The sequence below is a fragment of the Hydrogenophaga sp. RWCD_12 genome, from assembly GCF_046604225.1.
Taxonomy (GTDB): domain Bacteria; phylum Pseudomonadota; class Gammaproteobacteria; order Burkholderiales; family Burkholderiaceae_C; genus Hydrogenophaga.
The window spans coordinates 399,023-412,481 of record NZ_JBKIXC010000004.1 but is presented as its reverse complement, the minus strand read 5'-3'; the positions used below and the strand labels follow the sequence as shown (position 1 = coordinate 412,481).

General features: G+C 68.0%; 12 protein-coding genes. 2 read left to right on the top strand and 10 right to left on the bottom strand.

Features of this window, described 5'->3' with window-relative positions:
• Positions 1 to 2: 2 nt before the first annotated feature.
• From ACLIJ1_RS17455 to ACLIJ1_RS17420, 8 genes are all read right to left on the bottom strand, one after another.
• Entirely contained in the window at positions 3 to 1,292 is a 1,290-nt protein-coding gene (locus tag ACLIJ1_RS17455; RefSeq protein ID WP_411366809.1) for a solute carrier family 23 protein, read from the bottom strand.
• Positions 1,293 to 1,386: 94 nt separating this feature from the next.
• The gene (gene fahA / locus ACLIJ1_RS17450) at positions 1,387 to 2,712 is read right to left on the bottom strand and encodes a fumarylacetoacetase (RefSeq protein WP_411366808.1); all 1,326 of its coding nucleotides are present in this window, start codon (positions 2,710 to 2,712) and stop codon (positions 1,387 to 1,389) included.
• 14 nt (positions 2,713 to 2,726) lie between these two features.
• Positions 2,727 to 3,533, bottom strand: a complete 807-nt coding sequence (locus tag ACLIJ1_RS17445; RefSeq protein ID WP_411366807.1) for a cyclase family protein — start codon at positions 3,531 to 3,533, stop codon at positions 2,727 to 2,729.
• Between the two features lie 29 nt (positions 3,534 to 3,562).
• Positions 3,563 to 4,339 (bottom strand): ABC transporter permease, encoded by a 777-nt coding sequence (locus ACLIJ1_RS17440; RefSeq protein ID WP_411366806.1) that lies wholly within the window; start codon positions 4,337 to 4,339, stop codon positions 3,563 to 3,565.
• Positions 4,336 to 5,091 carry an ABC transporter permease gene (locus tag ACLIJ1_RS17435; protein ID WP_411366805.1) on the bottom strand — a complete coding sequence of 252 codons (756 nt, stop codon included), beginning with the start codon at positions 5,089 to 5,091 and terminating at the stop codon, positions 4,336 to 4,338. The genes ACLIJ1_RS17440 and ACLIJ1_RS17435 overlap by 4 nt, the downstream gene beginning before the upstream one ends.
• A 1-nt stretch (position 5,092) precedes the next feature.
• Positions 5,093 to 5,863 carry an ABC transporter ATP-binding protein gene (locus tag ACLIJ1_RS17430; protein ID WP_411366804.1) on the bottom strand — a complete coding sequence of 257 codons (771 nt, stop codon included), beginning with the start codon at positions 5,861 to 5,863 and terminating at the stop codon, positions 5,093 to 5,095.
• Between the two features lie 7 nt (positions 5,864 to 5,870).
• Entirely contained in the window at positions 5,871 to 6,812 is a 942-nt protein-coding gene (locus ACLIJ1_RS17425; protein WP_411366803.1) for an ABC transporter substrate-binding protein, read from the bottom strand.
• Positions 6,809 to 7,528 carry a TetR/AcrR family transcriptional regulator gene (locus ACLIJ1_RS17420; RefSeq protein ID WP_411366802.1) on the bottom strand — a complete coding sequence of 240 codons (720 nt, stop codon included), beginning with the start codon at positions 7,526 to 7,528 and terminating at the stop codon, positions 6,809 to 6,811. Before ACLIJ1_RS17420 ends, ACLIJ1_RS17425 begins: the two co-directional genes overlap by 4 nt.
• 128 nt (positions 7,529 to 7,656) lie before the next feature.
• Here ACLIJ1_RS17420 and ACLIJ1_RS17415 point away from each other — a divergent pair, with 128 nt between their 5' ends.
• A complete protein-coding gene (locus tag ACLIJ1_RS17415; RefSeq protein WP_411366801.1) occupies positions 7,657 to 9,759 on the top strand; it encodes an acetoacetate--CoA ligase in 2,103 nt (700 codons plus the stop codon).
• Between the two features lie 17 nt (positions 9,760 to 9,776).
• On the opposite strand, the gene ACLIJ1_RS17410 is transcribed toward ACLIJ1_RS17415, so the two are convergent.
• Both ACLIJ1_RS17410 and ACLIJ1_RS17405 read right to left on the bottom strand, forming a co-directional pair.
• Positions 9,777 to 11,447 carry a DUF1566 domain-containing protein gene (locus ACLIJ1_RS17410; protein WP_411366800.1) on the bottom strand — a complete coding sequence of 557 codons (1,671 nt, stop codon included), beginning with the start codon at positions 11,445 to 11,447 and terminating at the stop codon, positions 9,777 to 9,779.
• Between the two features lie 100 nt (positions 11,448 to 11,547).
• Positions 11,548 to 12,654, bottom strand: a complete 1,107-nt coding sequence (locus tag ACLIJ1_RS17405) for a helix-turn-helix transcriptional regulator (RefSeq protein ID WP_411366799.1) — start codon at positions 12,652 to 12,654, stop codon at positions 11,548 to 11,550.
• 71 nt (positions 12,655 to 12,725) lie between these two features.
• Between ACLIJ1_RS17405 and ACLIJ1_RS17400 the strand changes: the two genes are divergently transcribed.
• Positions 12,726 to 13,241: a hypothetical protein gene (locus tag ACLIJ1_RS17400; RefSeq protein WP_411366798.1), complete on the top strand. Its 516-nt coding sequence runs from the start codon at positions 12,726 to 12,728 to the stop codon at positions 13,239 to 13,241.
• Positions 13,242 to 13,459 lie beyond the last annotated feature (218 nt).

Genomic DNA, 13,459 nt, shown 5'->3' with positions numbered 1-13,459 from the left:
GTTCAGGCCTTCTTGCGGCCGATCAGCGCCCACAGCAGGATCGCGCCAAAGGTCGCGGTACCGATGCCACCGAGCGCAAAGCCGCCGAACTTGAGCGTGTAGTCGCCGGTGCCCAGCACCAGGGTGATGGCCGCGACCAGCAGGTTGCGGTTGTCGGAGAAATCGACCTTGTTGTCGACCCAGATCTTGGCGCCGGCCACGGCGATCAGGCCGAACACCACGATGGACACGCCGCCCATCACGGCCAGCGGAATCGCCTGGATCAGCGCACCGAACTTGGGGCTGAAACCGAGCAGCACGGCCATCAGGCCCGCCACCAGGAACACGGCGGTGGAATAGATCTTGGTGGCGGCCATGACGCCGATGTTCTCGGCGTAGGTGGTCACGCCGGTGCCGCCCGCACTGCCGGCCACGATGGTGGCGACGCCGTCACCGATGAAGGCGCGGCCCATGTACTGATCGAGGTTCTTGCCGGTCATGGCGGTCACGGCCTTGATGTGGCCCAGGTTCTCGGCCACCAGAATGATAGCGACCGGCGCGATCAGCAGCATCGCGCTGCCGCTGAACACCGGCGAGCTGAAGTTCGGCGCCCCGAACCAGGCGGCGCTGGCGATGCCGGACAGGTCCAGTGGCTTGCCGAAACCCAGGCCGTTGGTCAGCACGGCGTAGACGATGCTGGCGACGATCAGGCCGACCAGGATCAGCAGTCGCTGCACCATGCCGCTGCTGAACACCGCCACCAGCGCGACGCAGACGAAGGTGATGCCCTGCATCCACTTGTCGAAGTCGGTCGGCGCCATGTTCTTGATCGGGATGCCGGCCAGGTTCAGGCCGATTACCGCGACCACCGCGCCGGTGACCACCGGCGGCATGAAGCGCTCGATCCAGCCGGTGCCGATCACCTGCACGATGGCGCCGATCACGGTGTAGACGATGCCGCAGGCAATGATCCCGCCCAGCGCAACGCCGATGTTGGCGTTCGGGCCCTGGCCGGCGTAGCCGCTGGCCGCGATCACCACGCCGATGAAGGCGAAGCTGGAGCCGAGGTAGCTGGGCACCTTGCCGCCGGTGATGAGGAAGAAGATCAGGGTGCCGACGCCGCTCATGAGGATGGCGACGTTGGGGTCGAAGCCCATGAGGATGGGGGCGAGCACCGTGGCGCCGAACATGGCGATCAGGTGCTGCACGCCCATCACGGCGGTCTGCGGCCAGGGCAGGCGTTCATCGGGTCCGATGACGCCGCCGTTGGCGAGGGTGGAGGATGGTTTTTCGGTCCAGCTGAGCAGGCCCATGTCGACTCCTTCTTGTGGGTGTGATGGGCCGGCATTCTGCGCGTGTTTCGATGCCCGCACCAATCCGGTGCGGGACAGCGCGGCGGTGCCGGTCTCAGCCGGCGATTGCCGGCTGCACCTGCCCGCTGCAGCGGCCGAAGCCGATGCGCGCGGCGCCGGGCTTCTCGCACCAGCCGTGCAGGATGACGTTGTCGCCGTCTTCCAGGAAGCGGCGCTGCTCACCGGTGCCGGGCAGATCGATGGCCACTGTGCCGCCCCGGCTCAGTTCGACGATGGCGCCGGCCTCGGGCGGGGTCGGGCCCGAGATCGTGCCCGTGCCCAGCAGGTCGCCGGTCGTGAGGTTGCAGCCGCCGACCGTGTGCTGGGTGACCATCTGCGCGATGGTCCAGTACTGGTGGCGAAAGCTCGTGGCCGAGAGCCGGTCGGGCGCCACGCCCCGGGCACGGTGGGTACCGGTCTCCAGCAGCACTTCAAGTTGCACGTCCACGCCGCCGTGCTCGCGGTTGGCGGGCGCGTCCAGATAGGCCAGCGGCTGCGGCTCGTCGGCCGGGTGGGCGAAGGGCACGCGGTAGGGCGCCAGCGCTTCCATGGTCACGATCCAGGGCGAGACGCTGGTGCAGAAGTTCTTGCCCAGGAAGGGGCCCAGTGGCGCCATCTCCCAGAACTGGTGGTCGCGCGCCGACCAGTCGTTGAGCAGGCACATGCCGAAGATGTGGTCCTCGGCCTTCGCCAGCGGGATCGGTTCGCCCATGGCGTTGCCCGGGCCGATGTAGAAGCCCATCTCCAGCTCGAAGTCCAGCCGCGCGCAAGGCCCGTAGACCGGAGCCTTGGCGCCCGGCGGCATGGCCTGGCCCATCGGACGGTGGAACGGCGTGCCACTGACCACCACGCTGGACGCGCGGCCGTGGTACGCGATGGGCAGCCACTGGAAGTTGGGCGTGAGCGGATCGTCAGGCCGGATCACGCGGCCGACGTTGCGGGCGTGGTGGATCGAGGTGTAGAAGTCGGTGTAGTTGGCCACGCGCGTAGGCACCGCGTGTTCGGCCTCGATCTGCGCCACCATGCAGCCGTGCAGCGTGCCGACAGTCCGAGCATCGGCGTCGTGGCGCAGCGCGGCGAACAGCGCATGGCGCAGCGCGCGCCAGGCCACCGGACCCATGGCGAGCAGGTCGTTGAGCACTGGCGCGCCGCCGGCCTGCGCGGCCACCTGCGGCAATCCCTCGAACAGCCCGGCCGAGGCCGCGGCCGCCAGATCGATGATCTGGTCACCGATGGCGACACCGCCGCGGAAAGCCTCGCCGGAGCCCCGGCGGCGGAACACGCCAAAGGGCAGGTTCTGGATCGGGAAGTCGGCGCCGGCTTCGTTGGCCGAGGCCAGCCAGCTTTTCACGCTGGCGTCGTGGGTGTGGTTCAGTTCCATGGTGTGGGGTCCGGTCACTTCGAGGCCATGAGCGAATCATCAAAAATGGCGACCGCGCGTGTCCAGCCGGCCGAGGCCCCGCGGATCTTGTGCGGGAAGCAGGAGATGTAGAAGCCCGAGGAAGGCAGGGCTTCGAGGTTGTGCAGCTTCTCCAGGTGGCAGTAGCCGATGTCGCGGCCGGCCTTGTGGCCCTCCCAGATCAGGCTGGCGTCCTGCGTGGCGGCGTATTTCTGCGCGGTGTAGACAAAGGGCGCGTCCCAGCTCCAGGCGTCGGTGCCGGTCAGGCGCACTCCGCGTTCGAGCAGGTACATGGTGGCGTCGTAGCCCATGCCGCAGCCTGCGCTGACGAAGTCGTTGTGGCCGTAGCGGCTGCCCGCGCGGGTGTTGACGACCACGATCTCCAGCGGCGAAAGCGTGTGGCCGATGCGTGCCAGCTCGGCCTCGACGTCGGCGGCGGTGACCACGTAGCCGTCGGCCATGTGGCGAAAGTCGAGTTTGACGCCGGGCTGGAAGCACCACTCCAGCGGCACCTCGTCGATGGTCCAGGCCTTCTTCTTCTCGCCCAGCGCCTTGTCCATGGTGCTGTGGAAGTGGTACGGCGCGTCCAGGTGGGTGCCGTTGTGGGTCGAGAGCTGGATCATCTCCACCGCCCACACGTCGCCGTCGGGCAGGTCTTCCTGCTTGAGACCAGGAAAGAACGGCGCCATCTGTTCGAACGAGTTCTTGTGGTCGAAGTACTGGATCTTGGGCGCAAAGGCCGGCGGGTCGGAGATGACGTCGTTTTCGAGAAAGATCGACAGGTCGACGAATTGGCGGGTCATGGTGGTCTCCTTGGAATCGGGTGGGATGGTCAGGGGCGCTGCCAGCGCAGCAGGCGGCGTTCGGCCAGGGCGAGCACGGCGTTGGTGGCGAAACCGATGGCGCCCAGCAGCACGATGCCGGCGAACAGCTCGCTGGCCTGGAACGAGCGGGCGGCCAGCAGGATGGCCTGGCCCAGGCCGTTCTGCGAGGCGATCATTTCGCCGACCACCGAGACGATCAGCGAGACCGTCATCGACAGCCGCATGCCCGAGAGGATGTCGGGCATCGCGTTGGGCAGGCCGATCTGCGCGATGAAAGACAGGCGACTCATCTGCAGCGCCTGCGCCACTTCGCGCAGCCGCGGGTGCACGGCGGCCAGGCCGTGCAGCGTGGCCAGCAGCACCGGCCACATGGAGCCAAAAGCGACCACCGCCAGCACCATGCCGCCCGACAGGCCGAACAGCGCGATCGCCAGCGGCATCACGGCCGAGGCCGGCAGCGGGCGAATGAATTCCAGCGTGGGCGCGATCCAGGTGCGGGCCCTTTGCGAGCTGCCAATCAGCGCACCCAGGGCGATGCCGAGCGCGCTGGCCAGCACCCAGCCGGCCAGCATGCGGCCCAGCGTGGCGCCGGTGTAGCCCAGCAGGTCGCCACCGGCCAGGCCCGCCACCAGGCTGGCGGCGGTGTCGGCTGGCGAGGGCAGGAAGGCGCGGTTGACCCAGCCGCTGCTGCTGGCGAACCACCACAGGGCGATGCACGCGGCCAGCAGGGACAACGAAGACAGCGCGCCGGTGGCGGCGTCGATGCGGCGGAGCGTGTTGTTCATGCGGCCAGTTCCCCCATGCGGCGCGCCACATGCTGCTGCAGTGCCGACGCGCCGGCGTTGATGGCGTAGCCGACCACGCCGATCCAGGCCAGCCAGCCCAGCATCAGCGCCGGGTCCAGGCTCTGTTGCGCGATCATCATCGCGTAGCCCATGCCGTTGGGGTTGGCCGCGATCTCGACCGTGACCGCCACCACCAGCGCGATCGCCACACCCAGGCGCAGCGCCACGAACAGGCGCGGCACGATGGCCGGGCCGATGATCCAGACGAAGCGCTGCAGTGGCGAGAGCTGCAGCGCCTGCGCCACCTCCAGCAGCCGCGGTTCGACCTGCTGCACCGCCGCCTGCGTCAGCACCAGCATGGGCCAGAGGCAGGCAAACGCGACCACGCTGACCTCCATGCGCAGGCCGAAGCCGAACACCAGCATCGCCAGCGGAATCAGCGCGACCGAGGGAATGGGCCGCGCGACTTCCACGCTCAGATAGGCCGCCCGCGCCGCCCGGCGCGACAGGCCCAGCAGCGTGCCCAGCACCAGGCCGGCGAGCGCGCCGATCAGCAGGCCCAGCGCCGCGCTGCCCAGCGTGAAGGCGGTCGCGCTCCATAGCGAACCGTCGGTGGCCGCACCGGCCAGCGCCTTGAGCGCGGCGGTGGGCGGCGCGATCGCGTCGCTGCCCTGGCCGACCGTGCGCGTCCACAGCTCCAGCGCGCCCAGCAGCACGGCCGGGAACACCAGTGGTTTGAGGGAGAAGGCCATCTCAGTGATGCCCCAGGTAGTGATACAGCTCGCGCCGCAGGCGCAGGAACTCCGGGTGTTCCTTGGTGCCGATCTGGTCGCGCGGCTGCGGCAGCGGCACGTCGATCACGGCGGCCAGGCTGGGGCGCTCCGGGGTCGGGTTGCTGCGCAGCGCGATCACGCGGTCGCCCAGGTACAGCGCCTCTTCCAGGTCGTGGGTGACGAACATGACCGTCAGCCCTTCTTCGCGCACCAGCCGCGCCAGCTCGTCCTGCAGCGTCTCGCGGGTCATCGCGTCCAGCGCACCGAAGGGCTCGTCCATCATCATCACGTCGGGGCGCTGCGCCAGGCAGCGCGCGATCTGCACCCGCTGCTGCATGCCGCCGGAGAGCTGGGCCGGGTACTTGCTGGCGTGCGCGCCGAGGCCCACGGTGTCCAGCACCTTCGCGATGCGCGCGGGCCGCTCGGCCTCGGGCACCTTCGCCGCTTCCAGCGCCAGGCTCACGTTGGCCGCCACCGTGCGCCAGGGCAGCAGCGCGCGGCCGTAGTCCTGGAACACGAAGGCGACCTCCCGGCTTGGTCCGGTGATGGGCTTGCCCTGGCGCAGCACGGCGCCGCGGCTGGGCGCCACGAAACCGGCCGCGGCGCGCAGCAGCGTGGTCTTGCCGCAGCCCGAGGGCCCGATGACACAGACGAACTCGCCACGCCGCACGCTCAGCTCGGTCGGAGAGAGGATTTCGCGACCGCCGAGGGTGATGGCGACGCGGTCGAAATGCAGAACGGTTTCCGACACCCGGGCCTCACTTCACGATCAGCTTGGCCACGTTGGGGGTGGTCTTGAGCATCTCCTGGTCCTTCATCAGGCCGACCCAGTAGTTCAGCTGCTTCTCGGTGACGATGGGCGAGGGCGGCGAGATCTGCACCTTGGCCAGCACTTCGGGCGGCAGCTTGATGTATTTGGCGATGGCCGCGCGCACGGCGTCGTTGTTCTTGGGCTGCAGCATGAAGGCCGCGCCCTCCTGCACGCCGTCGCGGAAGGCCTTGACCGCGCCGGGGTTCTTCTCGGCCCAGTCCCGCCGCGCGGTGTGGATGATGGTCGGCTGGTTTTCGGGCAGGAAGGTCGAGTAGTAGCTGGCCACGTAGCCCGCGCCCGAATCGGTGATGCGGCTCATGAACGGGTCGGCGCTGACGACCGCGTCGACCGAGCCGCCGCGCAACAGGTCGCCGTGCTGCGGGAACGAAGCCTCGACGAAGTTGACTTTCTTGAAGTCCACGCCCTGCGTCTTGAGCCAGGCGCGGAAGGTCACGTGCAGGAAGGCGCCCAGGCCCGGCACGCCGATCTTCTTGCCCACGCAGTCCTGCGCGGTGCGGATGCCGCTGCCCGCCTTGGCCACCAGACCGAAGCCGGTGATGGTCTTGGAGGTGGCGCCACCGCCGGCCACCACCACGTGGTCCAGCCCGCCGTCGACCGACTGCAGGAACACGCTGGGCGTGGGGCCGCCGATCTGCAGCGAGTCGGCCTGCACGGCGGCGGGAATGGTGGAGTTGATCGGGATGAACTTGGCCTCGACCTCCAGCCCGCGCTTCTGGAAGAAGCCCTGCTCGATGGCGACGAACACCGACGCGAAGTCGGTCACGGCGGTGTAGCCGAACACCACCTTGGGCATCGACTGGCCCAGGGCGGGCAGGCTGGCGGCGGCGGGAATGGCGGCCAGTGCGGCCAGGGCGGTGCGTCGTTTCATGCTTGTCTCCTTCGGGATGGGGTGGCTGGTTTTCTGGTCGGGGCGGGAGCGGGCAGGGCGGCGCGCAGACCGCCCACGATGAATCGCACGAGCCGGTCCGAGGCCTCGGGGTCGCCGGCCCGGCTTTGGTTCTGCGAGAGCCGCACCACCCGGTCGTCGACCAGGTGGTGCAGCAGGGCGCCGAGCGCGAACTGGTAGCCCCAGGCCACGTCGCCCAGGCTGGCGTGGGGCAGGGCGGCGTGCATGGCCGCGATGAAACGATGCGCCATCGGGTCGAAGAATTCGCGCAGCACGCGGTCTGCCTCGGCGCTGCCGTAGGCCAGCTCGCGGCCGACCAGTTGCGCGTAATAGAAGCCCTCTTCGCTGTGCCGCAGGCGGATCACCGGCTTGACGAAGGCTTCGATGATGCGGGTCAGCGTCTGTGGGTCCTTCGGGTCCACCGCCGCGGCGTCCAGCGCTGCCAGGCGTTCCTCGATGGTCTGGTTCCAGTGCGCAAAGATGGCGTGGAACAGCTCGTGTTTGGGGCCGTAGTAGTAGCCCACCAGCGCCAGCGGCACGCCGGCTTCTTCGGCGATCTGCCGGATCGTCACGCCGTGGTAGCCGTGCTGTGAGAAGAGCTTTTCGGCCGCCAGCAGGATGGCCTGCTGGCGGTCGGGGCGTGATGCCGCGCGCGGCGAAGCCTTGACGGAGCGGGGGCGGGAGGCGCTGGTGACCATGGAGCGGTATTGAACGGTTGTACAAAAAACTTGAACATCCGTGCAAACCCTTGTGCGGGCCCCGCTGACAACTGCGCGATAGGCGCAGGCGCGGGAGCGCTGCTACGCTGCGCCGCAGGAGACAAGACATGACAGAACAACATCCCCCCTTCACGCCCCAGATCCGCCTGTACCAGCAGTGGCTGGCCGATCGGCACGGGCTGCAGTTCGACAGCTACGACGCGCTCTGGCGCTGGTCGGTCTCCGATCTCGACGCGTTCTGGCAGAGCATCTGGACCTACTTCGACCTGCGCTCGCCGACGCCGCACACGGCGGTGCTGGAGCGCAACGTGATGCCGGGCGCGCGCTGGTTTCCCGGCGCCCAGGCCAACTACGCGCACCAGGTGTTCCGCCACGTCGACGCGGCGCATGCGGCGGGCCTGTCGGCGGTGATCTCGGACAACGAGAAGGGCCAGCGGCGCGAGCTGTCCTGGCCCGAGCTGCGGCGGCAGGTGGCCTCGCTCGCGCTGCACCTGCAGGCGCAGGGCGTGCAACCCGGTGACCGCGTCGCGGCCTATTTGCCCAACATTCCCGAGACCATGGTCGCGTTTCTCGCGGTGGTCAGCATCGGCGCGGTCTGGAGCGTGTGCGCGCCCGACATGGGGACCAATGCGGTGCTCGACCGCTTCCGGCAGATCGAGCCGGTGGTGCTGATTGCCTGCGACGGCGTGACCTACGGCGGCAAGGACTTCGACCGACTGGGCGTGGTGGCCGAGTTGCGCGCGGCGCTGCCGACGGTGCGCCACGTGGTGCTGCACGCCAACCTCGCGCAGGACCCGGCAGATGTGGACCGTGCGCTGGAGACCGCGCAACCCTGCGCCGCCTTCAGCACGGCGATCGCCCGCCACGACGCCCCCGTGCGGGCCTTCGAACCGATGTGGCTGCCCTTCGACCACCCGCTGTGGGTCGTCTACAGCAGCGGCACCACCGGCCTGCCCAAGCCCATCGTGCACGGCCACGGCGGCACCGTGATCGTCGCGCTGGCGCTCAAGATCCTTCACAACGACGTGGGCTGCAGCTATGCGCCCAACAGCTTCGGCGAACGGTTCCACTGGTACAGCTCGACCGGCTGGGTGATGTGGAACGCGCAGACCAGCGGCCTGCTCAATGGCACCACCAGCGTGATCTACGACGGCAACCCCGGCGGCAGCAAGGAGCGGCCCGACTGGACCGTGCTCTGGCGCTTCGCGGCGCGCGAAGGCGTCACCTTTTTCGGCGCGGGTGCGGCGTTCTTTGCGAACTGTTTGAAGTCGGGCGTGGACCTCTCGACCTGTGGTGATCTGTCGGCCGTGCGCGCGCTCGGCACCACCGGCTCACCGCTGTCGGAAGACGCGCAGCGCTGGGGCACGGCGCAGTTCGCGGCCATCGCCCGAACCGACATCCAGAAAGACATCTGGTGGTGCAACATTTCTGGCGGAACGGATTTCGCGGGAGCCTTCATTGGCGGAAACAGGGATCTGCCACAGACGCCCGGCCGCATGCAATGCCGCCTCATGGGCTGCGCGGTTGAGTCCTGGGACGAGCAGGGCCGGCCGGTGATCGACGCGGTGGGCGAGCTGGTCTGCGCGCAGCCGATCCCGTCCATGCCGCTGTACTTCATCGGCGACAGAAACCACGAGCGACTGCTCGGCAGCTACTTCGACATGTACCCGCCCGGTCATGGCCGCAAGCCCGGTGGCGGTGATCTGGACAAGGACTCCGGCGCCGTCTGGCGCCACGGCGACTGGCTGCGCATCCATCCCGACGGCTCCTGCGTGATCTATGGCCGCTCTGACGCCACCATCAACCGCCACGGCCTGCGCATGGGCACCAGCGAGCTCTACAGCGCGGTCGAGGCCCTGCCCGAGGTGATGGACTCGATGGTGGTCGACCTCGAATACCTGGGCCGCGAGAGCTACATGCCGCTGTTCGTCGTGCTGCGTCCGGGCCTCACGCTCGACGATCCGATGAAGGCGAAGATCAGCGAGGCGATCCGCACCGCGCTTTCACCGCGGTTCTTGCCCAACGAGGTTTTTCAGGTCACCGAAATTCCGCGCACGCTCTCGGGCAAGAAGCAGGAACTGCCGATCAAGAAGCTCATGCTCGGCCAGCCGCTGGAGAAAGTGATCAACCGCGAGGCCATGGCCAATCCGGCCTGCCTGGACTGGTACGTGGCGCTGGCGGTGGCGCACCTGGGCCAGGCAGCGGGTTGAACCGCCGGGGGTGGCGGTCAGGGACTGTTCGCCACCAGCCGCAGCGTGGAGGTGCCACCACCGAATCCGACGTAGCCGTCGATCGACTGGACGTAGAAGCTGTAGGAGCTGTCGTCCAGCCAGGGCGTGGATGAACCGTTGAGACCGTTGTCGCCCGGAAAGAGCGTGGTGTCCAGCGCGGGCGCGTACCTGGAATAGTCGGTGATGCTGTTCAACTCCTTGACGTTGGGCATGCGCCAGCCGGTCTGGGTTCTGGCATGGCTCAGGGCGGCCTCCAGAAAGAAGCTGCTGGCCGTGCCGGTGCAGGTGCTGCCGTTCCAGGTCCGCCCTTGCTGGCAACGCCGCCAGGTCAGGCCCGTCTTGCGATCGATGACTGCGTTGTTGGCGCTGTCGCCGGGGTAGGGCTGGGTCGTGATGAGATGGCGTTGCCCGGTCCACGCAGCGCCTCTGACGAGGCGGACATAGTGGGTATCTGAGCGGAGCGCACGAAAAACTGTGCCGTTGTAGAAGTTGACCACCCACGCCTCCGCAGCCAGGGCGGGGTTCGCGTTCGGCGTGTTGGTCCAGTAGTAAGTCCCCAGGGAGTTCGGGAACACCGCGGTGTTGTACCGGGCGCCCACCGCGCGACCGTAATCCACCAGCCCCTGAAGCTCTTCGACGTTGGGCAGGCGCCAGTCGTTGAACCCGCAGATCTTGAAGGCGTTGACGGCGACGACATAGGCGCTGGCGTCGGTGCTGCTGCTGTTGCCGCCCTGATTCGTGTAGAGCTTGTAGCCGTAGCGAAGGGCCAGCGCAGCACTCTCCTTGCCTTCCCAGATGAGGCCGGTCACATTGTCCTTCACGCAGCTGGTGTTGGGATAGGTGGTGGCACCGGAGGTGACGCTGCTGTAGCTCATCGGGTTGAAGGCTGCGCGGTGGCCGTCCTGCAGCGGGTTGAGGTTGATCGCGCCGGTGGTGCCGCAGCTGCCCAGGATCAAATTGCCGCCCCAACACTGCGCACCGGTGATGCCGGTGTGAGGCACGGCCGGTGTCTGCCAGTCGCTGCCCAGCACGTAGTAGCCGATGCCCTCGTAGCTGTATTGCGGCAGCGTGGCGATGATGCTGTCGCGCTCGGCGGTGCTGTTGGAATAGAAGTGAAAGCCCTTGGCCGTGTAGAAGAAGCGGTAGAGCGGCGTGTAGCCGGTGCCGCTGAGGGTGCTGGCGTAGTAGGCGATGCCTTCGAAGGTGAACTGCGGCTGGGTGGCGACGATGCTGTTCTTCTCGGCGTCGCTGATGGTGTAGAAGTGCACGCCCGTGGCCGTGTTGTAGAGGCGGTACACGGGGCTGAGGCCTGCGATGGCGGTGCTGCTGGCGTAGAAGGCCGGGCCTTCGTAGGTCATGTAGGGTTTGGTGGCCTGCACGCTGGCCTTTTCGGCCTCGCTGGTGGTGAAGAAGTGCGCGCTGGTCAGGGTGTTGAAGAAGCGGTAGACCGGCACGCGCGAGGCCGCACTCTTGGTGACCGGCACCTCGGCGCTCTTGGTGGTGATGGTGGTCGTGGCCGCTGGTTCCGCAGCGGCCTTGTCGCTGACCTCACCGCCGCCACACGCCGTGAGGGCACCGAGCGCCAGGGCGCACCAGAGCATTTTCCAGCGCGCTGGTGTGGCGAGGATGGTCGGAAGAGCGGGACAGCGGATCGAAGGGGATGACATGCCGGCGATGCTAGACACCGCCTCTGCGAGCAGCATCCTTCATGTGAATGAGATCTGTGAATTGGGGCTTTGAAGGAGAGGGCCCGCGCGGCCGCGGAGCTCAGCCCTGGGGAAACGCCGCCATGAGCCGCAGCAGTTCCTGCTGCCGGCGCACACCGGTCTTCTGCAGCAGCGACGACAGCTGCGAGCGCACCGTGGGCACCCCGACCTCCAGCGCGTGCGCGATTTCTTTGGGCGTGTGGTCTTCCATCAGCAGCGACAGCACCTTCTGTTCGGCCCGCGTCAGTCCAAAGAGGCTGGCCGCCAGTGCGACCGCGCCGCCGCCCTGGCGCTGTGCATCGATCAGCCAGATCACGGCGCCGTGCCCGCGAACGTGGGTGGTGCTGGCGGCCAGGCGGTTGTTGGGTGTGGCCATCGCATAGACCGGCCCTTGCGCCGTGGCGACCCGTTGCCCGGTGTAGCGGCCCTGGCGGGCCTGACGGTCCAGTTGCTGCAAGACCGGCAGTAGCGGGGGCTGCGGCGACGCAGCGGGCTGCAGCAGCGCTTCGGCACGCCGGTTGGCGAAGGTCACGCGGCCGTCCGCGCCCAGCAGCAGCATGCCGATGCCGATCTGGTCCAGGCCCGACTCGAACAGCGACCGGTCGGCGCGCGCGCGCAGCAACTCGTGGTGCAGCTTGAGGCTGCGCTGCAGGTGCGGCACAGCCCTTTGCAGCGTCGCCATGGCGCCGCGGCCGAACGCCCGCCGCTGCGGGCCACGGTAGAACGAAAGCACGGTCTCGGGCACGGCGACCGAATTGCCGTGGTTGAACAGCACGGTGCACAGCAGCCACTCCTGCCCCATGCGGCGCAGGAAGTCGTTGTAGAACAGCGATTGGCGCAGGCGCCGCTGCGGGGCCAGCATCTCGCCACAACCCACGTGGCCGGATTCGAACAGGCCCTGGTCGCGCCCGTTGTGGGTCCACACGTCGTGCAGGTGGTAGTACTCGCCGTAGGCCTGCGCGGTCTCGAAGTCGTAGCGGTGGCCGTGCATCGGCTGGTGGCTGAACTGGTCGCCCGGGGTGAACAGCAGGCCCGAATCGGCCTGCAGCGCGGTGGCCCAGCGCCCCAGCAGCGCGTCCCAGCGCGCGGGATCGCCCACCGCATCGTAGGTTTGCAGCAGCAGGGTGTCCTCCACCGAGGTGCTCATGCGCCAGCGCCTTTCATTCATGTGAAGGATGTGTCGAATGTAACGCCGACCTAGCATCCGCCACCATCCGTACCCACCCTCAAGGAGCTTTCATGTCCCCGGTCCGATCCCTCGCGTTGTCTCTTGCGTCCCTCGTGCTTGTGCCGTCCGCCTGGGCCGATGACCCTGCGCAGCCGATCGATCCGGCGCGCCTCAAGGCCCTGCTGCCCGCCGCCTGGTCGGGCGTGGAGCGGCGCAACGTGGAGGCAGAGCGCAAGAACATGGGTGGCTTCAAGAGCAGCACGGCCGAAGCGCACTACAAAGCCAGCGGCTCAGGACGGCTGGAGCTGGTGGTGCGTCTCGGTGACGAGGGCGCTTCCGGCGCCGGCATGTATGCCTACGGCGCCGACTACCTGAAGAAGGACGTCAAGAACGAGACCCAGAAGAGCCTGGTGCAGGGCGGCCGGCGCTTTCTGCTCACCAGCACCACCGCCAAAAGCATGCTCATCGAAACCCAGGTCGCCGGTCGCTGGATGGTCAACGTCAACTGCATCGAAGCGACCGAGGCGCAGTGCGTCGACGCGCTGGGCAAGGTGGACTACGCGGCGCTGGAAAAGCTCAAGCCGTGAAGCGGTGAAGGGCCGCGCTGGAACGCGGCGAGGTGCAGTCTGGCTGCGCGCCTGCATGTGCTGCCCGTCGATGTCGCTGGGTGGCCCAGATCGGATTGCCCCGTGGCCGTTCCGGTCGTGCACATGTTGACACCGTTTGATACGTTGGGCGTGCCCGATTTGCTGAACACTTCCCGGTGATCGTTGCGCTGTTCGTCCTGTCCGGCGGGCAGCCGTGG

Excerpts from the sequence above, each read along its gene's own strand:
- ACLIJ1_RS17415 (WP_411366801.1), top strand. The coding sequence starts at position 7,657 with ATGACAGAACAACATCCCCCCTTCACGCCCCAGATCCGCCTGTACCAG.
- ACLIJ1_RS17400 (WP_411366798.1), top strand. The coding sequence starts at position 12,726 with ATGTCCCCGGTCCGATCCCTCGCGTTGTCTCTTGCGTCCCTCGTGCTT.
- ACLIJ1_RS17435 (WP_411366805.1), bottom strand. The coding sequence starts at position 5,091 with ATGGCCTTCTCCCTCAAACCACTGGTGTTCCCGGCCGTGCTGCTGGGC.
- ACLIJ1_RS17420 (WP_411366802.1), bottom strand. The coding sequence starts at position 7,528 with ATGGTCACCAGCGCCTCCCGCCCCCGCTCCGTCAAGGCTTCGCCGCGC.
- ACLIJ1_RS17445 (WP_411366807.1), bottom strand. The coding sequence starts at position 3,533 with ATGACCCGCCAATTCGTCGACCTGTCGATCTTTCTCGAAAACGACGTC.
- fahA (WP_411366808.1), bottom strand. The coding sequence starts at position 2,712 with ATGGAACTGAACCACACCCACGACGCCAGCGTGAAAAGCTGGCTGGCC.
- ACLIJ1_RS17440 (WP_411366806.1), bottom strand. The coding sequence starts at position 4,339 with ATGAACAACACGCTCCGCCGCATCGACGCCGCCACCGGCGCGCTGTCT.
- ACLIJ1_RS17455 (WP_411366809.1), bottom strand. The coding sequence starts at position 1,292 with ATGGGCCTGCTCAGCTGGACCGAAAAACCATCCTCCACCCTCGCCAAC.
- ACLIJ1_RS17405 (WP_411366799.1), bottom strand. The coding sequence starts at position 12,654 with ATGAATGAAAGGCGCTGGCGCATGAGCACCTCGGTGGAGGACACCCTG.
- ACLIJ1_RS17425 (WP_411366803.1), bottom strand. The coding sequence starts at position 6,812 with ATGAAACGACGCACCGCCCTGGCCGCACTGGCCGCCATTCCCGCCGCC.
- ACLIJ1_RS17410 (WP_411366800.1), bottom strand. The coding sequence starts at position 11,447 with ATGTCATCCCCTTCGATCCGCTGTCCCGCTCTTCCGACCATCCTCGCC.